27 protein-coding genes are annotated in these 24,111 nt (G+C 69.1%); 14 read left to right on the forward strand and 13 right to left on the reverse strand.

The genetic code is table 11. The features are described 5' to 3' along the window. The first annotated feature begins 78 nt into the window (after nucleotides 1–78). The 3 genes from EPL04_RS11545 (at nucleotide 79) to EPL04_RS11555 (ending at nucleotide 2,749) form a co-directional block, all read left to right on the forward strand. Nucleotides 79–609, forward strand: coding sequence for a DUF6789 family protein (locus tag EPL04_RS11545; RefSeq protein ID WP_134671503.1), 531 nt, complete (start codon nucleotides 79–81; stop codon nucleotides 607–609). A gap of 77 nt (nucleotides 610–686) precedes the next feature. Next, complete coding sequence (locus EPL04_RS11550) at nucleotides 687–1,385, forward strand: hypothetical protein (RefSeq protein WP_134671504.1); 699 nt, start codon at nucleotides 687–689, stop codon at nucleotides 1,383–1,385. After that, nucleotides 1,382–2,749 carry a hypothetical protein gene (locus EPL04_RS11555; RefSeq protein ID WP_134671505.1) on the forward strand — a complete coding sequence of 456 codons (1,368 nt, stop codon included), beginning with the start codon at nucleotides 1,382–1,384 and terminating at the stop codon, nucleotides 2,747–2,749. Before EPL04_RS11550 ends, EPL04_RS11555 begins: the two co-directional genes overlap by 4 nt. A 22-nt stretch (nucleotides 2,750–2,771) precedes the next feature. Here EPL04_RS11555 and EPL04_RS11560 read toward each other — a convergent pair whose 3' ends face one another. Beyond that, nucleotides 2,772–3,329 carry an NAD(P)/FAD-dependent oxidoreductase gene (locus tag EPL04_RS11560; protein WP_134671506.1) on the reverse strand — a complete coding sequence of 186 codons (558 nt, stop codon included), beginning with the start codon at nucleotides 3,327–3,329 and terminating at the stop codon, nucleotides 2,772–2,774. A 174-nt stretch (nucleotides 3,330–3,503) separates the two neighbouring features. Between EPL04_RS11560 and EPL04_RS18785 the strand changes: the two genes are divergently transcribed. The 4 genes from EPL04_RS18785 (at nucleotide 3,504) to EPL04_RS11570 (ending at nucleotide 5,678) form a co-directional block, all read left to right on the forward strand. Next, nucleotides 3,504–3,644 carry a hypothetical protein gene (locus EPL04_RS18785; RefSeq protein ID WP_167599464.1) on the forward strand — a complete coding sequence of 47 codons (141 nt, stop codon included), beginning with the start codon at nucleotides 3,504–3,506 and terminating at the stop codon, nucleotides 3,642–3,644. Nucleotides 3,645–3,713: 69 nt separating this feature from the next. Continuing rightward, a complete protein-coding gene (locus EPL04_RS18790) occupies nucleotides 3,714–4,079 on the forward strand; it encodes a DUF7471 family protein (protein WP_135806574.1) in 366 nt (121 codons plus the stop codon). Then, entirely contained in the window at nucleotides 4,076–4,585 is a 510-nt protein-coding gene (locus EPL04_RS11565) for a winged helix-turn-helix transcriptional regulator (RefSeq protein ID WP_134671627.1), read from the forward strand. The genes EPL04_RS18790 and EPL04_RS11565 overlap by 4 nt, the downstream gene beginning before the upstream one ends. An 85-nt stretch (nucleotides 4,586–4,670) precedes the next feature. After that, nucleotides 4,671–5,678 carry a Gfo/Idh/MocA family protein gene (locus EPL04_RS11570; RefSeq protein ID WP_134671507.1) on the forward strand — a complete coding sequence of 336 codons (1,008 nt, stop codon included), beginning with the start codon at nucleotides 4,671–4,673 and terminating at the stop codon, nucleotides 5,676–5,678. A gap of 24 nt (nucleotides 5,679–5,702) precedes the next feature. On the opposite strand, the gene EPL04_RS11575 is transcribed toward EPL04_RS11570, so the two are convergent. The 8 genes from EPL04_RS11575 to EPL04_RS11610 form a co-directional block, all read right to left on the reverse strand. After that, entirely contained in the window at nucleotides 5,703–5,906 is a 204-nt protein-coding gene (locus EPL04_RS11575; protein WP_134671508.1) for a hypothetical protein, read from the reverse strand. Between the two features lie 65 nt (nucleotides 5,907–5,971). Continuing rightward, on the reverse strand, nucleotides 5,972–7,609 hold the full coding sequence (locus EPL04_RS11580; RefSeq protein ID WP_134671509.1) for an alkaline phosphatase family protein: 1,638 nt from the start codon (nucleotides 7,607–7,609) through the stop codon (nucleotides 5,972–5,974). Then, nucleotides 7,606–7,821, reverse strand: coding sequence for a hypothetical protein (locus EPL04_RS11585; protein WP_134671510.1), 216 nt, complete (start codon nucleotides 7,819–7,821; stop codon nucleotides 7,606–7,608). Before EPL04_RS11585 ends, EPL04_RS11580 begins: the two co-directional genes overlap by 4 nt. 4 nt (nucleotides 7,822–7,825) lie before the next feature. Beyond that, nucleotides 7,826–8,602: a glycosyltransferase family 2 protein gene (locus tag EPL04_RS11590; protein WP_134671511.1), complete on the reverse strand. Its 777-nt coding sequence runs from the start codon at nucleotides 8,600–8,602 to the stop codon at nucleotides 7,826–7,828. Nucleotides 8,603–8,809: 207 nt separating this feature from the next. Next, a complete protein-coding gene (locus EPL04_RS11595) occupies nucleotides 8,810–10,324 on the reverse strand; it encodes a response regulator (protein WP_134671512.1) in 1,515 nt (504 codons plus the stop codon). After that, the gene (locus EPL04_RS11600; RefSeq protein WP_134671513.1) at nucleotides 10,317–10,934 is read right to left on the reverse strand and encodes a hypothetical protein; all 618 of its coding nucleotides are present in this window, start codon (nucleotides 10,932–10,934) and stop codon (nucleotides 10,317–10,319) included. Before EPL04_RS11600 ends, EPL04_RS11595 begins: the two co-directional genes overlap by 8 nt. Before the next feature lie 152 nt (nucleotides 10,935–11,086). After that, a complete protein-coding gene (locus EPL04_RS11605; protein ID WP_134671514.1) occupies nucleotides 11,087–12,013 on the reverse strand; it encodes a glycosyltransferase in 927 nt (308 codons plus the stop codon). Then, nucleotides 12,010–13,167: a DUF354 domain-containing protein gene (locus EPL04_RS11610; RefSeq protein ID WP_134671515.1), complete on the reverse strand. Its 1,158-nt coding sequence runs from the start codon at nucleotides 13,165–13,167 to the stop codon at nucleotides 12,010–12,012. The genes EPL04_RS11605 and EPL04_RS11610 overlap by 4 nt, the downstream gene beginning before the upstream one ends. A gap of 232 nt (nucleotides 13,168–13,399) precedes the next feature. On the opposite strand from EPL04_RS11610, the gene EPL04_RS11615 reads away from it, so the two are divergent. After that, nucleotides 13,400–13,693 (forward strand): PadR family transcriptional regulator, encoded by a 294-nt coding sequence (locus EPL04_RS11615; RefSeq protein ID WP_134671516.1) that lies wholly within the window; start codon nucleotides 13,400–13,402, stop codon nucleotides 13,691–13,693. Nucleotides 13,694–13,753: 60 nt separating this feature from the next. Then, on the forward strand, nucleotides 13,754–13,897 hold the full coding sequence (locus EPL04_RS18795) for a hypothetical protein (RefSeq protein WP_167599465.1): 144 nt from the start codon (nucleotides 13,754–13,756) through the stop codon (nucleotides 13,895–13,897). Nucleotides 13,898–13,899: 2 nt separating this feature from the next. On the opposite strand, the gene EPL04_RS11620 is transcribed toward EPL04_RS18795, so the two are convergent. The 3 genes from EPL04_RS11620 to EPL04_RS18800 all read right to left on the reverse strand — a co-directional run bounded on the left by EPL04_RS11620 (nucleotide 13,900) and on the right by EPL04_RS18800 (nucleotide 17,029). Next, a complete protein-coding gene (locus tag EPL04_RS11620) occupies nucleotides 13,900–14,208 on the reverse strand; it encodes a CGCGG family putative rSAM-modified RiPP protein (protein ID WP_134671517.1) in 309 nt (102 codons plus the stop codon). 80 nt (nucleotides 14,209–14,288) lie between these two features. After that, complete coding sequence (locus tag EPL04_RS11625) at nucleotides 14,289–14,807, reverse strand: helix-turn-helix domain-containing protein (protein WP_134671518.1); 519 nt, start codon at nucleotides 14,805–14,807, stop codon at nucleotides 14,289–14,291. A gap of 80 nt (nucleotides 14,808–14,887) precedes the next feature. Then, nucleotides 14,888–17,029, reverse strand: coding sequence for a DUF7827 domain-containing protein (locus EPL04_RS18800; protein WP_167599466.1), 2,142 nt, complete (start codon nucleotides 17,027–17,029; stop codon nucleotides 14,888–14,890). 440 nt (nucleotides 17,030–17,469) lie between these two features. Here EPL04_RS18800 and hflX point away from each other — a divergent pair, with 440 nt between their 5' ends. From hflX to EPL04_RS11645, 3 genes are all read left to right on the forward strand, one after another. Beyond that, nucleotides 17,470–18,768, forward strand: coding sequence for a GTPase HflX (hflX, locus tag EPL04_RS11635; RefSeq protein WP_134671519.1), 1,299 nt, complete (start codon nucleotides 17,470–17,472; stop codon nucleotides 18,766–18,768). A gap of 239 nt (nucleotides 18,769–19,007) precedes the next feature. Further along, complete coding sequence (locus EPL04_RS11640; RefSeq protein ID WP_134671520.1) at nucleotides 19,008–20,339, forward strand: cation:proton antiporter; 1,332 nt, start codon at nucleotides 19,008–19,010, stop codon at nucleotides 20,337–20,339. Nucleotides 20,340–20,395: 56 nt separating this feature from the next. Further along, the gene (locus EPL04_RS11645) at nucleotides 20,396–20,608 is read left to right on the forward strand and encodes a DUF7576 family protein (RefSeq protein ID WP_134671521.1); all 213 of its coding nucleotides are present in this window, start codon (nucleotides 20,396–20,398) and stop codon (nucleotides 20,606–20,608) included. An 18-nt stretch (nucleotides 20,609–20,626) separates the two neighbouring features. Here EPL04_RS11645 and EPL04_RS11650 read toward each other — a convergent pair whose 3' ends face one another. After that, the gene (locus EPL04_RS11650) at nucleotides 20,627–22,045 is read right to left on the reverse strand and encodes an aryl-sulfate sulfotransferase (protein ID WP_134671522.1); all 1,419 of its coding nucleotides are present in this window, start codon (nucleotides 22,043–22,045) and stop codon (nucleotides 20,627–20,629) included. Nucleotides 22,046–22,154: 109 nt separating this feature from the next. Here EPL04_RS11650 and EPL04_RS11655 point away from each other — a divergent pair, with 109 nt between their 5' ends. Further along, nucleotides 22,155–22,784: a phosphoribosyltransferase gene (locus tag EPL04_RS11655; protein WP_134671523.1), complete on the forward strand. Its 630-nt coding sequence runs from the start codon at nucleotides 22,155–22,157 to the stop codon at nucleotides 22,782–22,784. Between the two features lie 258 nt (nucleotides 22,785–23,042). Beyond that, nucleotides 23,043–24,032, forward strand: coding sequence for a transcription initiation factor IIB (locus EPL04_RS11660; RefSeq protein ID WP_134671524.1), 990 nt, complete (start codon nucleotides 23,043–23,045; stop codon nucleotides 24,030–24,032). Nucleotides 24,033–24,111: the final 79 nt, after the last annotated feature.

Genomic DNA, 24,111 nt, shown 5'->3' on the forward strand with positions numbered 1-24,111 from the left:
CCACACACTTATCCGTTGTGCAGAATTACCCGGGCGCTGTGGCGAACGTTTTTACCTCGTTGAGTGGTACCAATAAACATGGATGGGGAGAAACGGGACGTCACAGTCGAGATGCCCGAGGAGCGGGCCGAACCGGCCGAACCGGACTTCGACCACCTGAGCGGGATCGTCACCGACGGGCTCATCGGCGCGGTGGGCGGTCTCGTCGGGACGGGCGCGCTGACCGTGGGGTTGCTCATCGCGACCTCGTTCGGCGCGTTCCGGCTCAGCAGTTTCGGGACGCTGACCGAACTCACGGGGCTGGACTTCCTGTTGCCGCTGAGTCCGACCGCCGTCGGGTACATCCTGTTTTTGCTGACCGGGATGGTGATGTGGCCGCTGTTGTTCGCGTCCATCGGGTCGTACCTGCCGGGCGAGAAGTACGCCACCAAGGGAGTCCCGTTCGGGTTCGCCCTCTGGACCGGGTTCGCGCCCGCCTTCTACGAGGGCTACACCGGACTGGCGCTGGTGCTTTACCTCGTGGTGACGCTGGGCGCGCACTTCTCGTACGGGTTCACGCTCGGGGCGGTGTTCGACTACCTCGGGAACCGGCCGTCGACGCTGGTGTAGCGCGTCCCGATCGGGACCGGCTACTCGGCGGCGACCGAACCCAAGCATTAACGTAGTGTTGTTCGCCTGTCTCGAACATGGTCCCGCTGACGCGACGACGCCTCCTCCAGGGAGCGACGGCCGCGATGGCCGGACTCGCCGGCTGTGGCGAGTCGGTGACCGACACCGCGACCGACAGCGCGTCGGTCCCGCCCGAGAACGGCGATCGAACGATCCCCGACCACCGCACGGTGCGCAACGCCGAGAACCGACCGCCCGTCTGGTTTCGCGACGTGGACGCTACGACCGAGACCGCGTCGGACGACGACCCGCCGACCCACCGCGACGGACGCGGCTTCGTCGCCGGCACCGAGGACGCCGACCGACTCCGATACGCCGACGTGGAGGGCGCCGAGGCGGCCCGGCAGTTCGTCGCGGACACCGACTTCGGCGAGGCGACGGTGTACGTCCTCGCCCGGCCGGTCCGGGAGTGTCTCACGCTCGAACTGTGTAACGTCTCGTGGTCCGAGCGCGACGTCGAAGTCGACTTCGGGAGCCGCCACCGCGACGCCGACGTGTCGTGTCGCGCCGACGCCCACGACGGCGTCTCGGTGCTGATCCGGATCCCCGAGCCCCTCGACCCCGACGAGGTCAACAGCTACGGCTCCTCGTGGGGCTCCGGGCCGTGTCGGGTGAGGCGGCGACCGCCCGCCGAGGACCGAACGACGACCGAGGCGCCCGACTACGGGCCAAAGACCCGGACGAACGCGACCGAGACGACGGAGGCCGAGCGATGAGCCCCGAGGCCACCGACCGGACCCGGCGAGGCGCTCGCGCCCGGACGACGAGGCGGGGATTCCTCGCGCTCGCGGCGAGCGCCGGGCTCGCGGGCTGTAACGGGTTCGGCTACTTCTCGGACGACAGGGGGCCGACGGTCGAGGGCGCGGCGCTCTCGGAGGTGGCCTCGACCGACCCGCCGACGGTGACCGAGCGGTTCCCGGTCGAGGTCGAGCAGTCGTACCTCGACGAGGCGGCCGCGACAGCCCGCGAGCACCTCTCGGCGGTGCCGGCGCCGCTCGACGAGAGCGACGTGCCGAACGGCGTGATACGACAGGAGGTGAGTCGGCTCTACGAGGAGGCAAACGAGGCGCTCGCCGACGCCGCCGAGGCGACCACGACCGCCGACGCGATGGGCCGGCTCCGGGACGCCCGCGAGGATGCCAGGGCGGCCGCGGCGGCGTGGGCCGCCATCGACGGCGACCTCGATCGCGAGGCGGTTCGGGCGTCGATTCCGACGGTCCGTCGGGCCCTCGAGGAGTTCCAGTTCCGGTGGCGCTACGTGGGACAGGCGCCGGTGCGCGCGGTGCTCGCCCACGCCCAGATCGAAGAGCGGGTGGGGTTCGCGGGCCGTCGGCTCCGGGGCGCCGGCGAACACCACCGCCGGTATCGTCGGCGTCCGGACAACCCGCTCGCGATCGGCGAGTTCGCGGGCGAGGTCGAGTCCGCCCGGGCCGCGATCGACGACGCCGCGTACGTCTACGATCGGTACGTGGCGTCGCTGGGCGACCCGCGGCCGATCGGCGAGGGGCTCCGGGCTGTCGGCGAGTCGCTGGTCGAGACGCTCGACGAGCGCCGCGAGGCGCTACCGGGCGAACCCCACGCCGAGGCCTCGTCGCTGGTCGACCGAGACGTCGAGGGGACGCCGATCGCCGAGGCGCTGACGGGGCTCCGGGACGCGGAGTACGCCGACGGACTCGACGACGAACTGGCGACCGGGCGGCGGGCGAGCGTCGTCCTCTCGGTCCACGACACGCTGGCGCAGGTCCGCGCGTTCGAACGGTTGCGCGAGCGGGTCGCCGACGGCGAGTTCGTCAGGGTCGAGACGATCGAGGACGTGCGAACGATCCGGGACGCGGCCGTCGACGCCGTCGCGGCGGCCGCCGACTCGGAGCGCCACTCCCGTCTCGACCGCCGCCTGTTGGCGTCGCTCGGCGACTTCGGGTATGCGGACCGCCAGATAGAAGAGTACGCCGACAGGGATCAAGTGCCGGTCGACTGGCTCGTCCCGGACCTCAGTTACTACGTGGCCATCGAGGCGAGGGCCCGCGAAGTTCCGGCCGCGAGCGCGACGGTCGCGGAGGCGATCGGGTCAGAGCTCTGAGTTCCGGGATCGGAGGCCGCTCTCACTCCGCGTCGGCGGGCGTGTCGAAGTCGTGGTAGTGTTCGCCCTTCTCGTTGCTCAGGATGTCGAGCGCGGCCGCGCCACCGTCGCCGGCGGAGATGACCGCCTGCCACTCCTGATTCCGGATCAGCGCGCCGGTGGCGTAGGCGTTCTCGACGCTGGTCTCCATCGAGAGGTCGACGTCCACGAGGTCCTCGTCGGTGAACGCCGCGCCGAGGTCTTCGAGCAGGTCGGCGTCGGTTCCGGTGGCGAAGATCACGTACTCGGCGTCGTACTCGCCGTCGTCGGTGGTGACCGCAAAGCCCTCGCCGTCGGCCTCGACGGCGGTGACTTCCTCGCCGACCCGGAGGTCCGCGCCGAAGCCCTCGACCTGCTCGCGGCTCTGTTCGGTGAACTCGGTGCCGTCGATCGACTCGATCCCGAGGTAGTTGAACAGGTGGGCCTTGTGCATCCACGTCTCGTCGGTGTCGAACACGACGGTGTCGAGGTCGTTTTTCGCGGTGAACAGTCCGGCGCTCAGTCCGGCGGGGCCGCCGCCGATGATTGCGACTTTCGGCATACCACCGCTTTCGCCGACCAGTCAGGTAAGTGTTCGCCGGGCCGGCCGGTCCTGCCGCTTTCTCTCAGGCTCCGGCCGGCGTCCCCGATTTCCGTCTCCAGCCACACCGCCGTTTCCGGTGTCTTCCCCGGTCGGCGACGGGGTTTTGGGCGTCGGCCGCGTCGGCGGAGACGGATGCTCAGACTCCCAGTCCGGCGGTGTCCCGACTGCTGGTACGTCGGTCCGACCCGGCGGTTCGCGGCGGGCGACGGCCGTCGGTACGTCTGTCCCCGGTGTGGAACCGAGATCGAGCCCCCGGACCCGCGGCTCGCGTGACCCCGGCGTTTCCGCTGTCTCGCGCCCGGACCCGGAACGGGTAAACGACCGCGGTCCGAACGGTCGTGCATGACGTTCGCCGACGAGTGGACGCTCGTGGTCGCCCACGCCGGCGGCGGGCCGTCGCCGGAACTGATCGTCCTGCTCGGCCTCGCGGCGCTCGGGTCGACGCTGGTGCTCGCGCTGGCACTGGCCGCGCTCGTCCGGCGGCGCTCGCGGTCGTACCTGCTGGTCGCGCTCGCGCTCTCGACGCTCCTCGCTCGGACCGGGGTGGCCGCGCTGTCGGCCGCCGGCGCGGTCGGCGCCGAGTCCCACCACGTCCTCGAACACGGTCTCGACGCCGCGATGGCCGCGCTCGTGATCGCCGCGGTGTACGACGCCCGGAGCGTCCGGAAGGCGGCCCGCGACGACGGCTCGCGGGGTGGGGAGTCGTGAACGCGACCCGCCGGACGATCGCCGACCACGTCCGGGCCAACCCCGGCGTCCACTTCAACGCGGTGGTCCGCGGCCTCGACCTCGCGCCGGGACAGGTCCAGTACCACCTCCGCCGGCTCCGGGACGCCGAGTCGGTCGTCGCCGAGGAGATCAACGGCCGGACCCACTACTACCCGCCGGGGTACGGCGACTGGGAGCGGACCGCGCTCGCGATGTTCCGCCGGGAGACCGCCCGGGACGTGCTCGCGCACCTGCTCGCGGCGGGCGAGACGACGCCCGCGGCCCTCGCGGCCGACCTCGACCTCGCCCGGAGCACCGTCGAGTGGCACCTCGACAACCTCGTCGCGGCCGATCTGGTCGAGAAGCGCCGCGAGAACGGCCGCGTGTTCCTCGAACTCGCCCGGCCCGGGGCGACCGCCGACCTGCTCGCCGAGATCACGCCCTCGCTACCGGAGCGACTGGTCGATCGGTTCACCCGTCTGGTCGACGGCTTCGTCGAGGAGTGAGTCCCGAGGCGGGGCCCCGCCGGCGACCGGCCGGCCGAACCGCCTCGCCGAAGCAGTTACCACTCGGGTTGTTGTCGCTGTCCCCATGTCGAACTCGGACGTGCTCAGAGTCGGTGCTATCGGCGGCGGCTACATCGGCACCACGGTGGGACGCCAGTTCAATCAGCATCCGCGCGCGGCGGTGACCGCGCTGGCCGACATCGACCCGGAGACCCGCCACACCGCGGGCGAGAGCCTCCACGTCGGCGAGGGATCGCAGTACCACGACTACGCCGAGATGCTCGACACCGAGCGCCTCGACGCGGTGCTCGTCGGCACGCCCCACACGCTCCACTACGAGCAGGTCACGGCGGCGATGGACCGGGGACTCCACGTCTTCTGTGACAAACCGCTCGCGACCGACCTCGACGACGCCCGCGAACTCGCCGACCGCGCCGAGTCGAGCGACCGCGTGCTGATGGTCGGCTACCAGCGCCACCTCAACCCCGCGTTCATCCGGGCCCGCGAGCGGTGGGCGGGCGATCTCGACCCCGACTACGTGAGCGCCGAGATCACTCAGGACTGGATCTCCCGATTTGCCGACGAGTGGCGGACCGATCCGGACCTCTCGGGCGGCGGGAACCTCTACGACACCGGAAGCCACCTCGTCGACGGCGTGCTCTGGACGACGGGGCTGGTCCCCGAGGCGGTCAGCGCCGAGATGGTGTTCGCCGACGAGGCCTCGCGGATCGACGAGCGGGCCATCCTGACCGTGGAGTTTCACAACGGCGCCCACGGCACCATCGCGGTCCACAGCGACGCGCCCTGCGTCCGAGAGCACGTCCACGTCTGGGACGAGGAGGGCGCGGTGTACCTCGAAGGCCGCCAGTGGGAGCCCCGCGAGATCAGCCGCGTCGAGTCCGACAGCACGACGGTGCTCCCGTACGTCGACCGCGACCAGCGCCGCGACAAGGCCGAGGCGTTCGTCGACTGCGTCGAGACCGGCGAGACGCCGCCCGCGACCGCCCGGGACGCGCTGGCGGTGACCGCGCTGACCGAGGCCGCCTACGAGTCGGCGCGGAGGGGCGAACGCGTCGCGGTCGAACTGGAGTGACCCGATTTCGGCCGCGATCGGGGCTCAGCCCGTCCGGTTCGGATCGAACGCGTAGTAGACGACGGTCATCGTCGCGCCCAGCGTGACGGCCTTGACCGCCGTCGGTTCGCCGAGCACCGCGCCGACCGCCAGCGCCGTCATCGCGGTGATGACGCCGGCCAGCAGGGCGTACTCGAGGCGCGACCGGGCGCGGGTCCACTCGTCGAGGCGGCGGTAGAGCCCAGACATGTCGTTCGTCTCTCAGGCTGTGGGGGAGACCCATTACGTTTCCGACCGCCCGGGAAGCGGCCGATTCAGTCGGCCGAGAGGTCGCCGACGACCGACCGGACCGCGCGCTTGGCCTCGACTCTGCCGCCGAGGCGCCCGCGTTCGCCCCGCACGTCGAAGACGTCCCGCCGGACGCTCCCGTCCATCCCCTCGGGGACCGGCACGTCGAGTAGCGAACAGGCCGTCGGCGCGAAGTCGGGGAGCTCGACCGTCACGCCCGACTCGTCTCTGGCGGGCCCGCCCCACGCGTAGAAGATCCCCTGCATCTCGTTCATCGAGGTGTGCGAGCCGGTCTTTGGCGGCTCGCCGAACACCCGGTCGGTCTTCATCGTCTGGGGATACTGGATCTGGTAGCCCGGTGCGGGCATGCAGACCAGATCGGGCCGGGTGGCGTCGTACTCGTCGCCGTAGACGTCCTCGCCGTACAGCACCGAGTCGATCACCCGGTCGCCGCGCTCGGGGTGTTCGATCGCGAGCAGTTCCTCCCGCAGACGCTCGCGCACCGCCTCGTACCGTCCCGGCGGGATCGCGCCCTCGTCGTGGTCGTCGGTGTTGAGGTAGATCTGGCCGCCGCTGGCGACGGTGAACGCCGCCGTCTGGCTCCAGTCGACGTCCTTCCGAGAGATGGTGAGCAACTCGGCGAGGTCCGGGCCGGCGCCGTCGCCGCTGGTCCGAGCGACCCCCATCTTGAGCTTCGAGAAGAGATTGAGGTCGCTCATCACCGACTCGACCGCGTCGTAGACGTGGTTGTAGCCGAACTGCTTGAGCCGGGTCCACGGTCGCGATTCGAGGTCGAGGTAGCCGGCCTGATAGAGCCAGGAGTTGAGGTTGATCGTCCGGTAGATCGGGCCGTGACCGTGGTCCGAAAGCACCATCAGGGCGTCCTCCTCGTCGATCCGGTCCATCACCCACCCGACGAACTCGTCGTACAGTTTGAGCAGTTCCATCGGCTTGTCGCCGTAGCGCTCGGCGAGTTCGGGATCGTGCTTGGGGTGGGTTTCGTCGAGGACGTGGCCGAGGACGTGGAGGACGTTGTCCGGGCCCTGAAACACCAGCGAGTAGAACTCACAGGGGTACTCGGCGACCAGTAGCTTCGCCACCTCGATCCGGTTGCGCTCGATCTCGAAGAAGTTGTCGAGCAGTCCCCGGAGGCTGTCCTCGTCGGTGCCGTCGTCGTACCCCTCGTAGGGGTCGATGTCGTAGCCGCCGACCCGCTCTTCGATGTCGGTCTGCAACTCCTCGGGGAACGCGTACGACCCCGTCGATGGCGTGGTGATGTTGTCCGAGATGTGGAACCCGGCGGTCTCGGAGGGCGGGTACCCCGGCATCACGTTCATCACGCCCGACCGTCGGCCCTCGGCGTCGAGGTACTCCCAGACGGGGACCGACTGCTCGCGGAGGGTGTCGGCGTTGACGAACTCGGTGCCGTACTCGCCCTCGCCCTTGAGCATGAAGTTGTAGACGCCGTGGTTGCCGGGGTTGCGCCCGGTGGCGAACGAGCTCCACGCGATCATCGACAGCGGCGGCACCGTCGAGCGCGTGGTGCCGTCGGTGCCCTCTTCGGCCATCCGCGCGAAGCTCGGCAGTCGGCCGGCGTCGATGCCGCGCTCGACCAGTTCGGGGGGCACGCCGTCGAGCCCGAAGACGTAGACCGAGCCGGTCATTTTTCGAGGTAGCCAAGCTGTTCGAGGCGGTCTTCGACCACGCCGTCGTCGGCGCTGTCGGCGGCGTCGCCGACGCCGTCGCCCCGTTCGAGCTCGGCGGCCGCGCCGTCGAGGACGTATCGGGCGAGCGACTCGGCGTCGTCGAAGCCATCGAGTTCGTCGGCGAGCAGTTCGTAGCGGTCGCTGATGTCGGTGGGAAGTTCCAGACTCATGGTATCAGTTCCTCCCCGAGCGGGAGGCGCTGGGACGGCGTCGCCGCGCGAGGCGCGCGAGAAACACCATCACGGCGAGGCCGTGCTTGACGGGGTTGTACGTCTGTCCTTCGAGGTCCTCGTAGCGGGCGTCGATCGCGCGCTCGGTCATCGCCAGCCCCTCGCTGGTCGCGGAGTCGATCATCTCGGACTCGACGCCCATCCCGTCGGTCGTCAGCGAGAGGCGCTCGAGGGCCTCGGGCGAGAACGCTCGAAAGCCGCTCTGGGTATCGGTCAGCTCGGTGCCGGTCACCTGCGTGGTACAGTAGTCGAGGACGACCTGCCCGACCCGGCGGTAGACCGGCGTCTCGTCGACGTCCTCCGGGGCGAGATACCGGCTCCCGATCACCATGTCGGCCTCGCCCTCGACCACCGGCTCGGCGAGCGACGGGATGTCGGCGGGGTCGTGCTGGCCGTCGGCGTCGAGCACGACCAGCACGTCGCATTCGAGGGACCCGACGTGTTCGAACAGCGTCCGGATCGCGGCTCCCTTCCCGCGATTCCGGTCGTGGCGGAGCACCGTCGCGTCGGTCTGGTCGAGAAGTTCGGGCGTCCGATCCGTGCTTCCGTCGTCGACGACCACCACGTCGTCGGCGTATCGCTGGACGCCGAGGACGGTGCTTCCGACCGCGTTCTCCTCGTTGTACGCCGGCACGCCGACGACCACTCGGTCGGTAGCGAGGGAGTCGGCGGCGTCGGCGGCCGGCGCCGCGCGCCCGTCCTCCGGGACCTGGAAACTCATGATTTGTTCGCGTTATTGGTCCGTTTCCGGTCCCTTTGTTCTCCATTCCCTATACGTCGGGTAGACGGCGTCTGTGCCGGTATAAGCCGACCGTGCGGCTCGGGTACGGCTCACCCTACGGGGACAGCGTCGGCTCGTCGAGCAAAGGAGTCGGTTCGTCGACCGCGGTTGGTGGCGCGTACGCCGCCCACAATCCCGGGCTAACGGCTACTCGTCGGCGGGTTCGACCCCGGAGAACTCGAAGCGCGCGCCGCCGTCGGTGCTGTCGGTCAGCGAGATGTCCCAGCCGTGAGCCGCGGCGATCTGCTTGACGATCGCGAGCCCGAACCCGGTGCCCGACTCGCCGGTCGAGTACCCCGACTCGAACACGGCCTCGCGGTCGTCGGCCGGGATTCCGCGGCCGTCGTCGGCGACGTAGAACCCCCGACCGACCGGAGCGGGCGCGTCGTCGCACCGTCCGGCCCCGGCGTCGAGCAGTCCCACTCGGACCGTCACGTCGCCGTCGTCGGCGGCGTGCTCGATCGCGTTCGAAAAGAGATTTTCGAGTAGCTGTTGGGTCCGGCTCTCGTCGGCTTCGAGGCCGGCCGACTCCTCGATCCGGAGGTCGGCGTCGCCGGTGTCGACCATCTCCCACGCCGACTCCGCGACCAACGCGAGCGACACCGCCTCGGTCTCGGGGTCGTCCCGGCTCTGGCGGGCCAGCGTGAGCACGTCGTCGATAATCTCGTCGATCCGCCGGAGCGATCGGTCGATCCGGTCGAAGTGGTCGTCGTCGCCCGTCTCGCGCGCCATGTCGAGCGACCCTTGGGCCACGTTCAGGGGGTTGCGGAGGTCGTGGGAGATGACGCTCGTGATCTCCTCTAACTGCTCGTTGTGGCGCTGGAGCTCCTCCTCGCGTCGCTTGCGCTCGGTGATGTCCCGGCTGTTGACCACGAACCCCTCGATGTGGGGGTCGTCGAGGAGGTTCCGACCCCGGGATTCGAGCACCGGCCACGAGCCGTCGGGGTGTTTGAACCGAAACTGGACCACCGGGCGCTGGTCGGGGTCCTGGACCGACTCGAAGAACCGCTCCATCGCCTGCTGGCGGTCCTCCGGGTGGGCGTAGTCGAAGATGTACTCGCCGACCATCTCCTCGGGGTCGTAGCCCAGGATTCGCTCGGCCGACGGCGAGAGGTACTCGAACCGGGCGTCGGCGCTGATGATCGAGATGACGTCGGTGGAGTTGTGCACCAGCTTGTCGAACCGCTTGCGGGTGTGTTCGACCGCCCGCTTCGCCCGGTACTGCTCGACGGCGTTGGCGATGCGGTTCGCCAGCACCGAGTACTGACCGGTGTCAGACCCCTTCTGGAGGTAGTCGGTCACGCCGGCCGAGATGGCTTCCGAGGCGATCTCCTCGTTTCCCTTGCCCGTGAACAGCACGAACGGGAGGTCGGGGTATCGGTCCCGGACCGCGTCGAGGAACGTCAGCCCGTCCATCCCGGGCATGTCGTAGTCGCTGACCACGCAGTCGATCCGGTCGTCTTCGAGTCGATCGAGCGCCGGAGCGACCCCGGTCTCGGTCCCGACGTCGAAGTCGTCTCGGGCGCGTTCGAGGTACGTCGCGGTCAGCTCCGCGAGGTCTTCGTCGTCGTCGACCACGAGGATCGCGATCGGGTCGTCCTGGGCCGACGGCTCGGCGCCGTCCGTATCGCGCTCGCCCGGCGAGGACGTGAACTCAGACATCGTCGTGGCCCCTCAGTATCCGCTCGAAGTACGGCACCATCGTCCGCTTTGCCTGTCTCCAGCGGTCCGCCGAGTGCATGTCGTGGAGTTCGACAGCCAGCGCGTACCGGCTGGGTTCTGGACCGAACCCCGACTGGCCGTGGCGTGGCTTGTGGGGGTACTCGGGGTCTCCGATCGCCGCCCGGAGCTCGTACATCTGGGCGCGCTGGATCGGCGTCCAGTAGTCGCCGCCGATCTTGTGGTTCTTCCAGGCGCGCGTGCTCGCGTCGGCGTACGTCGGGTCGATCCCGGCGATCGAGGCCCGATCGCGAAATCGCGAGTAGACCGGTTGCCAGTCGGCGTCGGCCAGCGACGACCGGTCTATCGCTTCGCCGTCTGAGTGGGCGCGTTCGATCTCGTCTTTCGCCCAGAGGGCGTCGACGTACGCGACCGCGGCGCGGCGGGCGGTCTCTCTGTCGAGGTGCGGGAACTGCCGCGAGTCGACCGTCCAGAAGGCCTCGATCGCCTCCTCGCGGTCCCCGCGATCGTGCGCCCGAAACCCCGCACAGAGTTGATCGGCCATGCGCGTGGCCGCTTCGTCGGGAGTCCAGTCGTCGAGTAGCTCGGTCATAGTGGGTCGAACAGCGTGTCGGTCGGCGAACGGTCCGTGTCTCGCTTCGTTTCAGTCGTCCCAAGAATACCATTTACGGTATAAATATGTTCGGTAGAACGGTCGTCGGCGTCGCCGCGGCGCTCGTCGAGGCCCGGGGGGCGTCCGCCCGGCTACAGCACCGACTCGTAGACGGTCTCGATGCGCTCGCCCATGCGTTCGAGGCTGATCTCGCGCGCCACCGCCCGGCCGTCGGAGGGCCGCGGGTCCACGAGGACGTCGGCCAGTCCCGCGATCAGTTCCTCGTCTGCGTCGCTGACCGTCGCCGGCGAGACGCCGTCGAGGCGCTCGCGCACGTCGCCCACGTCGGTCGAGACGACCGGGAGGTTACAGCTCATCGCCTCCTTGACCGCGTTGGGCGAGCCCTCGCGCTTCGAGGTCAACAGCAGGGCGTCGGCGGCGTTCATGTAGGTCGCCACCTCCGCGTGGGGGACGCCGTACACCACCTGCAACTCCACGGGGGCGTCGACCCGGTCGCTCGCGCGCTCGACGACGCGCTCGGCGCGGGGCAGATCCTTCACGTCGTCGGAGGGCGGGTACGGGAAGAGGACGTGTCGGGCGTCCCGGTCCCAGCCGACCGCCTCGCGCGCCGCCGCGGTCGGCTCGGGGGCGAACCGGTCGGTGTCGACGCCGTGGGGGATCACGTAGCACGGCGCCTCGAGCTCCCGGGCCATCTCGTCGGTCATCACGATGACCGCGTCGCAGAACCGCGCACAGGCCTTCGAGAGCCAGCCGTACCCGCCCATCAGGTCCGTGCCCCACAGCGAGAGCACCACCGGGAGACGGACCTGCGCGAGCGCCATCGGCGCGGTCAGCCCGTAGTTCGCGTGGACGAGGTCGTAGCCGTCGAGCGACTCCCGGACCGCCAGCGGGACGAACCGGAGGTAGTCGGCCGGCGACCGCTCGGTCACGTCCTCGCGTGCGCGGTGGTCGCCCGGCGGCGTCGTCACCTCGCAGTCGACGCCCCGGGCTTCGAGCGCCGCGGTCTGCTGTTCGAAAAACCGGGCGTCGGCGTTCGAGACGAGGTTGAGGACGTTCATCGCTCGCCACCGTCGCTTCGGACCCGCTCGGGGTCGAACGGGAGCGGGCTCTCGCGGGCGCCGCCGCGGTGGGTCAGGTCCCCGACCCGCTCCAGTCCGCCGACCGCGGCCGTCTCGAGCCGATCGAGGTTCTCGGCGACGCCGACCACGATCGCGGTGAGGTTCACCTTGTCTTCGAGGTAGTCGTCGCGGATCCGCCGCCAGCGCGCGCCCGTGTCGGGGTCGTCGAGCAGGTCGGTGGCGGCCGCCAGCACCGCGTCGAACTCCCGGAGGTTGTAGACGAGCCCGTGGCGTTCGAGGTCGACGAAGTTCCCCATGTCGTCGTCGCCGACGAAGGAGTTCGATCGGATCGCCGGCGTCCCGAGCAGGGCGGCCTCGGTCACCATCGTCTGGGTGTCGGCGACCAGCAGGTCGGCCTCCGCGAGCGCGTCGTGGAGCAGGGCCGGGTGGAGGTCGTACGGGCGGGCCGGAGTCTCCGCGAGGTCCATCTCGCCGCCCTCGTCGGAGACGAACACCGTCGCGCGCTCGGCGAGCGCCTCGACGAGTCGCCGGCGCTGGTCGGGGCCGAACCCTTCGCGGCCCACGTCGTGGTGCGAGCCGAAGGCGTTGAGCCGGACGAGGACGTACGGCTCGTCGTCGCCGACCCCGAGCGCCTCGCGGATGTCGGTCTGGGCCTCGTAGGTCTCGGGGTGGAGGTAGGCGAGCTCTTTGAACCCGCGGAACTCGTAGTGGTTCTCGCCGAGGTCCTTCTCGAAGGTGTGGGGCGTGAGGAAGGCGTCGGTGAACGGCTTCGAGACGGCGTGGTCGAGGTCGGTCGTCTCCGAGTCGTCGACGAGGACGACCGGGGCGCGGGCGACCGCCCCCGCCAGCGCGGCGTACGACCCGCGACCGAAGACGCAGTCGGGGTCGTACCGCCGCGCCGCGATCGCGATCCGGGCGTAGTGTTTCGGGAGCTGGCGCAACAGCGAGAACTTCGCGGTCTCGGCGCTCCCGTAGCGCTCGTAGGGCACGTCGTAGTAGTCGAGAAGCGATTCGGTACAGCCGTACTCCCGCGCGAGGACCAGCACCTCGTGACCGCGGTCCCGGAGCTCCGCGACCGCGTTGCGGTACTGGTGGACCTGCGCCGGCGTGTTCGTGAAGAACAGGTACTTCATGGTGGACTCGTGAGTGGTCGCCGGACGTTCCGGCTCCGACAGTTCCTACCAGCGACGACACCACAGCGGGGTATTGTTATACGGTGCCTGAACGCTCGGCCCGCTCCCGGTCGCGGCCGTCGGGCGCGCGCCGCGGTCGGCGTCGCTCCCCTTCGTCGAGCCGACTCGAACAACAGATTTTAACGGCCGTCAGGTTTATAATTATACGATTACTAATACGAATTGAGACATCATGTACGACCTGACGGGCTTCCAGCGCGACCTGTTGTTCGCCGTCGTCGGCAAAGACGAACCGCACGGGCTCGCGATCAAAGAGGAACTCGAGACCTACTACGAGAAAGAAATTCACCACGGCCGACTCTACCCCAACCTCGACACGTTAGTCGACAAGGGACTGGTCGAGAAGGGCCAGCGCGACCGCCGCACCAACTACTACGCGCTGACCGAACGCGGCCACCGCGAGATCGAGGCCCGCCGCGAGTGGGAAGACGACCACCTCGAAACCGCCTCGTCGGTCTCCGCGTAGGGCGGTCAGATCCGTTCGCGCGCCCGTGAAGCCTAATGTGTTCCGGGCCGATTACCTCGTATGGCATATCAGACGACGGTCGGCTGGTCGTTGCTCTCCTCGGGCATCGTCACCCTCCTGCTCAAGGTGCTCCCGTACGACTCGCTGTACTGGGGGCTCCTCTTCCTCGTGGCCGGGATCGCGATCCTGTACGTCCGCCAGTAGCGTTACTCGACGTGGACCCGCGTGACGTGGCCGCCACAACCACACTGCTCGACGTACTCCCAGTCGAGATCGGCCTCGGCCGCGTCGAGGGCCTCGTAGAGGTACGTCTCGGGGTGGCCGTGGTCGCCGTGGGTCACGAGGTTGACGTGGTGGCCCGGCGCGGTGTGCTCGATCGCCGACAGCGCCTGCTCGACGAGCAGGCCCCGGCTCTCGGCGTGGCGGGGATGCTCCAAGTTGGCCGACCACGAGTTGTCGTGGACCGTCTGGGTTATCGGTTCGACGCCGTCGTGGTCGTGCTCGGTCGTTCCCATACGTCCCCTACGAGCGCCGTCACCGAAAGCACATGCCCGAACACGTTCGGTCGATCGCGGGCGCACCGCCGGCGAAAGCGCTACCCGTCCCAGTAGATGCCGGCGGCCTCCTCGCCGCCGTCCGACCGGGCAAGCGCCTTCACCTTTCGGCGGTCGATCTCCTCGACCAGATCGAGCGCCTCCGCGACCCACGCGTAGAGACCGACGGTGAGGCGCTCTCGCACCTCCTCGACCTCGACCGGCGAGTAGACGTGGACGTAGCCGCCGCCGGTCAGCAGTCGCTGGCGCTTGTCCAACAGGCCGATCTCGACCAGGTGGTTGAGCTGTCTCGCGACGGTACTGCGATCGAGATCGAGCCGATCGGCCAGTTCGGCGGCGGTCGAGTCGCCCGCCTCCATCAGGCAGACACAGATCGTGAGACCGGTCCGCGAGACGCCGAACACCTCCCGGAGCACGACCGCGAGCTCCGGGTGCTCGACCGGCGTCGCGTCGGCCGAGACCATCTCGGCGCCACAGCAGGTCGTCTCCGAGTCGCCCAGCGACACCGACCCGCACTCGCGGCATTCGAACACCGTCGCGTTCGTGGTACTCTCCCCCATGGGTCGGTGTTCGGTCCGGACCTACAAGACCGTTCGGTGAGCCGACCCCCGCGTGAATCGGGCGCTCGGAGACGCGGCGGTCAGCGCCGGCCGACGAGCGCCGCGACGACGAGCGCGAGCGCGCCCGCGATCACGAGGGCCACGGGACCGAACCCGGGCGTCGACGCGCTGGCGACCTCCTCCTCGGTGGTCGTCTCCTCGGCGGCGTCGGCTTCGGTCGTCTCCTCAGCTTCGGCGTCGGCTTCGGTCGTTTCTTCTGCTTCGGTCGTCTCCTCAGCTTCGGCGTCGGCTTCAGTCGTCTCGTCTTCCGCTTCCTCTGCTTCGGTCGTTTCCTCTGCTTCGGTCGTCTCGTCTTCCTCACCGTCGGCCGCGGTCGTCTCCGTCGCGTCTTCGTCTTCGGCCTCGGTGGTCGTCTCCTCGGCGTCGGCGTCAGCGTCGGTCACGACGACACCGGTCGCGTTTGCGGCCGGCTCGTCGATCGTCGCGGTGAACTCGGTGGCGTTCGCGACCCCCGAGAGATCGAAGGCGGCCTCCCACGCGCCGTCCGGGCCGACCTCGACGGTCTGGCGGTCGAAGAAGGGCTCGGCGCCGACGCTCTCGACCGCGACGGTCAGCTCGGTGCCCGGTGCGACCGTGCTACTACCGGTGACGGCGGCGTCGCTCGACGCCGACACTCGGACGGGCTCGTCGAACGAGGCGGTTCGCTCGACGACGCTGAAGTTGGCGGTGTACGAACTCGCGTTCTCCGCGGAGACGTACGGGTTCCGCTCGGTCACCGTGAAGTTCGCCGTGTAGCTGGCGCCCTCTTCGAGCCGGGTCGTGTCGAACACCAGGAACAGCTGATCGGTGTCCTCGGCCCGGATCAGGGTCGCCCGATCGAGCGACACCTCGGTCTCGGGGACGTTCATCTCGACGCCGCGCGTGAGCGCCATCGAGAGCCCCGTCTCCTCGTTGTTGAGCTCCGAGACGTTCTCGACGTACCCCCCGATCCCGGAGGCCCGGAGCTCCACGATCGCAAAGTCCTGATAGGCGATGTCGTCGTCCTCGGCCACGACGTCGGTCAGCTGTGAGGCGCTCTCGATCTCGCCCACGTCCGGAGCGGTCCACACCCGCACGCCGTCGACCGACGCGGTTTCGAGGATCATCGTCCCGACACCGGTCTGCTGGCCGCCGACGTACGTCCGGATCGGATACGTCGCGGCGTCGAGCCGGCCGGGGATCGGATCGGTCTGAAGCTCGTAGCCGGTCACGTTGTCTTCGCCGACCGCCGAGACGCCAGACTGGTTCTGCTGGCCCGCGAGATAGGTGTTGAGGTCGACCGCGACCTCCCCGTCGTCGTCCTCGTCGACGACGCCGAACCGAGCGAGGTAACCGAGGTCGCGCGAGCCGACCGTGACGGTCGCCTCGTCGGTACCGTCGAGCGTGACGTTGAACCGGGCCACGTCGCCGCGCTGTTCGACGACGGTCGCGTTCGCGAGCGACGCCGAGCCCTCGACCGGCTCGGAGACGACGATGCCGGCGGTGTCGCGCGCCGAGGCGTCGGCCGCCGCCACCGTCACGTTGTACGTGCCGGCCTCGACGCCGCTGAAGTTCGCGTCGAAGGCGGTGTCGTCGCCGACCGTCCGGGTGGCGACCGCCTGTCCGTCCCGCACTTCGACGTTGGCGAACACGTCAGCGAGCTCCTCGGCGCTCATGTCCTCGGAGAAAAACCGGAGCGGGTACTCCGCCCGGTTGGACTCGATCTGCAGGTCGGCTCTGGCGTCGTCGCTGTCGTCGTTGCGGACCGTCGTCTCGTCGAAGGTGGCGTTGAGCGTCTGGACCGCGACCTCCCAGTCGGCGCCGCTCACGTCCGCCCGTCCGACGGCGGTGCCGTTCTCGAAGGCGACGGGCTCGCCCTGCTCGTCGACGACCACGTACTGGCCGTCGAGCCCGCTGGTGCCGAACGTCGCCGAGCCCGAGTCGTCGAGCAAGACCTGCGTGACGAGTCCGCCGACCTCGCCGTCGTCGACGTTCCGCACGGACCACACTTCGCTGGCGTTCGCCTCCCCGGCGCTCAGCTCCAGGAACTGGCCCTGCCAGAACACTTCGTCGGATTCGACGGCCACCTCGTCGGCGTCGTCGTCCTGCGCCTGATACCCGATTCCGGCACTCGTTACTCCCGCCGTCAGCGACGCACCGACGAGAAGCACCGTCAACAGTACACTCGTTCGTGTTCGTGTCATGAAATTCCCCACTCCCCCGCGCGACCCCCCGCGCGGAATCTCGTGGGAACGTTCGGCGAAATCGGCTAAGTATCTTTTGACGGTAGTGACGGCTTGCGACCCGACAAAGAGTGCCTATCACCCGAGTCCGCGGAGAAACGTCGGCCACCGAGCGCGGTCCCGACGCCGCCGCAGTTCCCGATCGGCCGGCAGTCGCCCCAACGCTTATCCCGGTCACCCGACAACACCGTGACAGGTCGTATGAAGACCGTTCTCCTCTCGCGGTGACCGGGTTCATCCGTGGCTCCGAGGCCCGAGCGCCGCGTCCGTGACTTCCGTCGAGTCGCTCGCGTGGCGCCGTCGCCTCCCCTCGCGGACCCCGGTCTGAGTCCGCAGGTCCAGTCGGTCGTAGCGAACTGTCGGGGTAGCGACGAGCGAACGCCACCGCACACCACACATCCATGCAATCACGAGACGCAGTCGTCGCGAAGCGCGCAGACGCCGGCACCATCGACACCGACGAGATCCGCGGGCTCGCCCGGTCGGCGGGCTACGCGGTCGTCGCCGAACTGACCCAGCGCCGCGGGTCGGACTCGACCTACGAGTTCGGGCGCGGCAAGGCCGAGCGGTTGGCCGAGACGGTCGCGGCGACGGGCGCCGACACCGTCGTCTTCGACAACGAACTCACGCCGACCCAGACGGTCGAACTCGCCGCGCTGTGCCCCGAGGGCACGCGGGTGCTCGACCGCCATCGGCTCGTGCTCGACATCTTCGAGGCGCGGGCCGGCGACAGGCGTTCGACCCTGCAGGTCGAGCGCGCCAAACTGGCGTGGCGGCTCCCGCGCATCCGCGAGCGAAGCGACGAACAGGCGATGAACCGACGCACCGAGTCGGGCACCCGGTACTACGACGTGCTCGACCGACTCGACGAACTGACCCGGAAGATCGAGGCGCTCGGAGACGAGGCGGCCGCGCGCCGCGACCGGCGCCGCGAGGAGGGGTTCGAGTACGTCGCGTTGGCGGGCTACACCAACGCCGGCAAGTCGACGCTGTTCCACCGGCTCGCCGACGACCTCGATTTTTCGGCCCGCGACCCCGACCACGCCGACCTCGACGCCACGGCCGAGATCGAAGACCGGCTGTTCGAGACGCTCGACACCACGACCCGGCGGGCGACGATCGACGGCCGCCCGACGCTAGTGACCGACACCGTGGGGTTCGTCGAGGGACTGAGTCACGAGCTGGTCGAGTCGTTTCACGGGACGCTGTCGGTGACCGCGAGCGCCGAGTGCGTCGCGGTCGTCGCCGACGCCGGCGACCCGCCCGCCCGGCTCCGCACGAAATTAGCGACGACCTGCGACCGCCTCGCCGACGCCGACGGCGAACTCGTCGCGGTGCTGAACAAGGCCGACCTGCTCGATCCCGACGAGCTGGCCGCGCGCCGCGAGGCGGTCGCCGAGGTGGCGGCCGCGTCCGACGCCCCGCTCCCGGCCGACCCGGTCGCGGTGAGCGCAATCGAGGGCCAGAACCTCGACGCGCTCGGGGCCCGGATCTCCGAAGCGCTCTCCGAGCGCCGATCGGTCGAGATCGCGGCGCCGAGCGGCGACGACGCGATGCGACTCGTGTCGTGGCTCTACGAGCGGGCGTCGGTCGACGACGTCGACTACCGCGGCGACGAGGTCCGGATCGCGTTCACGGCGCCGGCGTCGATCGCCGCGACCGCCGAGTCGCGGGCGGCCGCGCTGGACGCCGACCGCTGACTCACTCGAAGGGCACCTCGATCAGGGTCGTCTCGTCGCCCTCGACCCCGGCTCCGAGGGCCGCGGTCAGCCCCGGCCAGTCGTCGGGGCGGTAGGCCTCGACGCCGAAGCTCTCGGCGAACGTCCGGAAGTCGGGGTTGGCGATCCGGGTGCCGAAGTGCTCGCCGCGGTGGGCCTCCTGCTCGGGGCTCGAACGGCCGACGGAGCTTTACCCGGATCTGTAATACACTGAGAGAAAAATGGCCACCTACGCAATCGTCCAGATACTCGTAGGGCTCGCGGTCCTCGGCGCCGTCGTGTTGCCGCGGCTCGTCTCCGACAAGCCGCTGTCGTTCCCGATCCTCTACGTGATCGCCGGGATGGTGCTGTTCGCGCTCCCGATCGGGGTCCCGGCGCCCGACCCGGTCGCGAACCCGGCGGTGACCGAGCGGCTCACCGAACTCGTGGTCATCGTCGCGCTCATGGGGGCCGGGCTGAAGCTCGATCGGCCGTTCAGCTTCCGGTCGTGGGGGCTGACCTGGCGGCTCCTCCTGATCGTGATGCCGCTGACGATCTTCGTCACGGCCGCGCTCGGGCTGTGGGTCGTCGGAACTCTCCCCGCGACCGCGGTCCTGCTCGGGGCGATCGTCGCACCCACCGACCCCGTGCTGGCCTCCGACGTGGGCGCGACCGAGCCGACCGAGGAGACCGACGACGAGATCGATCCGGGGAACCAAGAAGACGAGGTCCGGTTCGCGCTCTCCTCGGAGGCGGGGCTCAACGACGGGCTCGCGTTCCCGTTCACCTACCTCGCCATCGCGATGGCGGGCGCATCGGGCACCGCGTCGCTGGGGTGGCTGGTCGACTGGGCGGTGCTGGCGGTCGCCTACGAGATCCTCGTCGGCGTCGTGATGGGCTACGTGCTGGGACAGCTACTGGCCCGGGTCGTCTTCGGGACCCAGACGGACCTCGAACTCACCACGACCACCGACCTCGCGGACGTGATGGCCGGCGCCGAGGCGCTCACCGCGACGCTGGTGACCTACGGCGTCACCGAGATCCTCGGCGGATACGGCTTCATCGCGGTGTTCGTCGCGGCCCTCGAACTGCGCCACTACGAGTGGGAACACGACTACTACGTCGATCTCCACGACTTCGGCGTGATGATCGAGCGACTGCTGATGGCGGTGGTGTTGGTGCTGTTCGGCGGGGCGATCGTCGGCGGACTGCTCGACCCCCTGACGCTCACCGACGCCGGGGTCGGGCTGGCGATCCTGTTCGTGGTCCGGCCGCTCGCGGGGCTCGTGGGCCTGCTCGGCGCGTCGGTCCCGTGGAGCGAACGGCTGGTCATCTCGTCGTTCGGCATCCGGGGGATCGGGTCGTTCTACTACCTCGCGTACGCGCTGAACGAGGCGTCGTTCGGCGAGATTCAGCTCCTCATCGCCCAGGAGAAGCTCTGGGCGATTCTGGGGTTCGTCGTGCTCACGTCGGTGTTCGTCCACGGCATCGCGGCCTACCCCGTGATGGAGTTTCTCGACCGGCGCCAGTCCGATCCGGCGTCCGAGGAGCCGGCCGAGCCCGCGACCGACTGACCGCCGGCGACCGACCCGGGCGACAGAGCTACGGCCGGGGCCGGCGTAGCGGTCGCATGCCAGAACTGTACGGCGCCTTCGACGGGGAGGCCGATTCGCAGTACGCCGCCTGCGTGGGGTGCGGCGAACTCACCGATCTGTTCGAGGCCCACCCGATGTTCCGCGAGGACGCGGTGAACGAGTTCGGCGACGTGACGGCGACGACGTACCACTTCTGTAGCGACGGCTGTCTCGACTCGTGGCTTCGACAGCGAAATACGGGGGAGTAACGACCCGCCGGCGGGCGGCTACGCGAGCCGCTCGCGAACGCCGTTCGTGATGCGATTACGGTTGTAGAGCAGTTCGGCCAGCCCCCAGCCGACCAGCAGGAGGGCCGCGCCGACCACGCCCACGAAGTCCCACGGTCCCATCCAGACCGGCCGGATCCACGGCGCGATCTTCGACCAGCGGTTCGCGAACGCGTCGACCGGGCCGCTGATGGCGGTGCCGGCGAACGAACTGCTCATCCACTGCGAGAAGGTCAGCCGGTCGCCGGTGCCGGGGGTCAGTCCCGCGCTCCCGTTGACGGTGTACTCGCCTTCGGCGTCCTGATCGGCGATGGTCGGGCCGTCGGGCTCGTCGCCCAGATGCATGCGCTCGGCGTCGTAGGGGGCCCACGGCGCGTAGAACTCCCAGACGACCTCGCCGGTCGGCGTGACCTCGATGATGCGTTGGTTGTTCGAGTCGACGACCAGCGTGTTCCCGTTCGGGAGCCGGTCGGCGTCGCGGGGCCAGTTGAACACTTGACTCGACCCCAGCTTCCAGGTCTCTTTCCACTCGCCGTCGCGCTTGGCGTACTCGACGATCCGGTCGTTCTCGCTGTCGGCGACGGTGATGGTCGGCGTCCCGTTCTCGCTTTCGAGGTACTTGGGGTTGTGCTGTTCGTGCATCACGTCGTAGTCGTCGTCGCTCCCGAGGCGCATGTCGATCGCCTTGGTGGAGCGGTTGATCACCATCACCTGATCCATGTTGCGCGGCGAGATCAGATACCGGCCGTCGTCGATCTTGTCGACGTCGTTGACGTGGGTCCAGTCGTTGTTCGGGGCCTCGGCGGCGTACGTCCCGCCCTGATCTTCGGTCCAGTCGGTGTGGTCGTCGAACTGCCACTCCCACGTAATCTCTCCTTGCTCGCGGTCGTAGATGAAGATCCGATCCTCGTTGGTCTCGCTGGTCGTGTTGTAGTTGCGCATGTTCGCGACCAGCAACTCGGTGCCGTTGTTGATGAGGTCGGCGTCGTGGGTGTCGTGAACGTCGTCGAAGCGCTCGGCCCAGACCCGCTCGTCGGTCTCGGGGTTGTACTCGTAGATGGTGGTTCCGCCCTTTCTGGTGCCGGTGACCAGCAGGTTCCCGTTGTCGAGCGGGTCGACGTCGTAGAACCACGTCACGTCGTTGTTCGACCCGTTGTGGATCCACTCGACGTCGCCCTGCGGCCCCACCCCGACGAGGCGAGCGGGCTTCTTGCCGTTCGACTGCCCGGCGAACTTGAATCCCTGTATCGAGATGACGGTCGTTCCGTCGGCCGGCGATTCGATCGTTCCTTTCTGGAGGTTCGTCGGTTCGTAGGTGAACGCGGAGACCGCGGAGGGGGCGATCAGCGACACGATGAGAACCAACACCACGCCGCGTACCAACCACGCCCGCGAGAACCCGGTCTGGTCAGACGCCATGCACTCGTGTACATCGAATTAGGTTATATGGGTTTTGTCCTCTCGACGGCCACCAGCGTCGCCAGCACGCTCAGATTTATGCGAATCGGTACCGCGACACACAGATAGGATGTTCCAGAACCGAACCGACGCTGGACGGCGACTCGCAGACGCGCTCGCCGACCGCGGCGTGACCGCTGACGTGGTGCTCGGAATCCCGCGGGGCGGCGTCCCGGTCGCGCGCGCCGTGGCCGACGCGCTCGGGGCGCCCCTCGATGTGGTGGTCGCCTCGAAGATCGGCGCCCCGGACGACCCCGAGGTCGCGCTCGGCGCGGTGGCGAGCGACGGCACGGCGTGGCGCAACGACGATCTCGTGGCGGCGACCGGCGCGACCGACGCGTACTTCGAGCGCGAGCGCCGCCGGGAAGCCGAGCTCGCCCGCGAGAAGCTCTCTCGCTATCGGGGAACCGACGAACTCCCGGATCTGGACGGCCGGCGCGTCCTCGTGGTCGACGACGGCCTCGCGACGGGGGCGACCGCGATCGCGGCGCTCGGGCAGGTCCGGGCGGCGGGGGCCGACCGCGTGACCCTCGCGGTTCCGGTCGCGTCGCCGCGCTCGCTGGCGACGGTCCGGGCGGAAGCCGACGAGGTCGTCTGCGTCGAGTCGCCGCCGGAGTTCGACGCCGTCGGTCGGTTCTACCGGTCGTTCGAGCAGGTCTCGGACGAGGCCGCGATGGCGTCGCTCCGCGACGAGGGGTAGTTTTGCATAATAAGAACACAACTGCGTTCGGGCTTCCGAGGACGGTCGACTCAGAGATACCGGCCTGAAATGCCTCTAAATCCCGAAGTAATCCGCCACGACGCCGGCGTCTCGCGGGTCCGATACTGTGCGCCACTCACACACATGGGCGAAATCTTTAAGTAGTTGTCGCCCTTACTGAGAGTTAGGAAGCAGGACTCCCGGAGATTCTTCAGGGTTTCTCCTCCTCCCGGTAGTCCCCGCCCACCCATCACCACCATGACGAGTACACGCATCCAGAGCTACAGCGAGCAGACCGACGTATCGAACGAGGAACGAACCGACGAGGAGCGGGCCCCCGAGCGCGAGGAAACCTGTCCGGAGTGTGGCGGCGATCTCGTCGCCGACAGCGAGCACGGCGAGACCGTCTGTGGGGCCTGCGGCCTCGTCGTCGAAGAGGACTCCGTCGACCGCGGCCCCGAGTGGCGGGCGTTCGACGCGGCCGAGAAAGACCAGAAGAGCCGGGTCGGCGCCCCGACCACGAAGATGATGCACGACAAGGGGCTGTCGACCAACATCGGCTGGCAGGACAAAGACGCCTACGGCAACTCGCTCGGTTCGCGCCAGCGCGAGAAGATGCAACGGCTCCGCAAGTGGAACGAGCGGTTCCGGACCCGCGACTCCAAAGAGCGCAACCTCAAGCAGGCGCTCGGTGAGATCGACCGGATGGCTTCCGCGCTCGGCCTTCCCGAGGACGTTCGGGAGACCGCCTCGGTCATCTACCGGCGCGCGCTCGACGAGGATCTCCTGCCCGGCCGCTCGATCGAGGGCGTCGCCACCGCGTCGCTGTACGCCGCCGCCCGACAGACCGGGACGCCTCGGTCGATCGACGAGGTCGCGAACGTCAGCCGGATCGACGAGATGGAGTTCAAGCGGACCTACCGCTACATCGTCCGCGAACTCAACCTCCAGATCCAGCCGGCCGACCCCGAAGACTACGTCGCGCGGTTCGCCAGCGACCTCGGCATCTCCGACGAGAGCGAGCGCCGGGCCCGCGAGCTCCTGCGCAACGCGAAGCGAAAGGGGCTCCACAGCGGGAAGTCGCCGGTCGGGCTCGCCGCGGCCGCCATCTACGCGGGGCCGCTCCTGACCAACGAGAAGGTCACCCAGGCCGAGGTCAGCGAGGTCGCGCAGGTCAGCGAGGTCACGATCCGAAACCGCTACCACGAACTGCTCGAAGCCGACGACGACGCCTACGCGGCGGCCTGAGCTGTTCTCTCGACGGTGGTCGGCGGTCGGCGGCGCTGTCCGTTTTTTTCGAACGATAGTCCGCGAGCGACCGCTCCGT

Origin of the sequence: Halorussus marinus, from assembly GCF_004521895.1 — an archaeon.
In the GTDB taxonomy this organism is placed as follows: domain Archaea; phylum Halobacteriota; class Halobacteria; order Halobacteriales; family Haladaptataceae; genus Halorussus; species Halorussus marinus.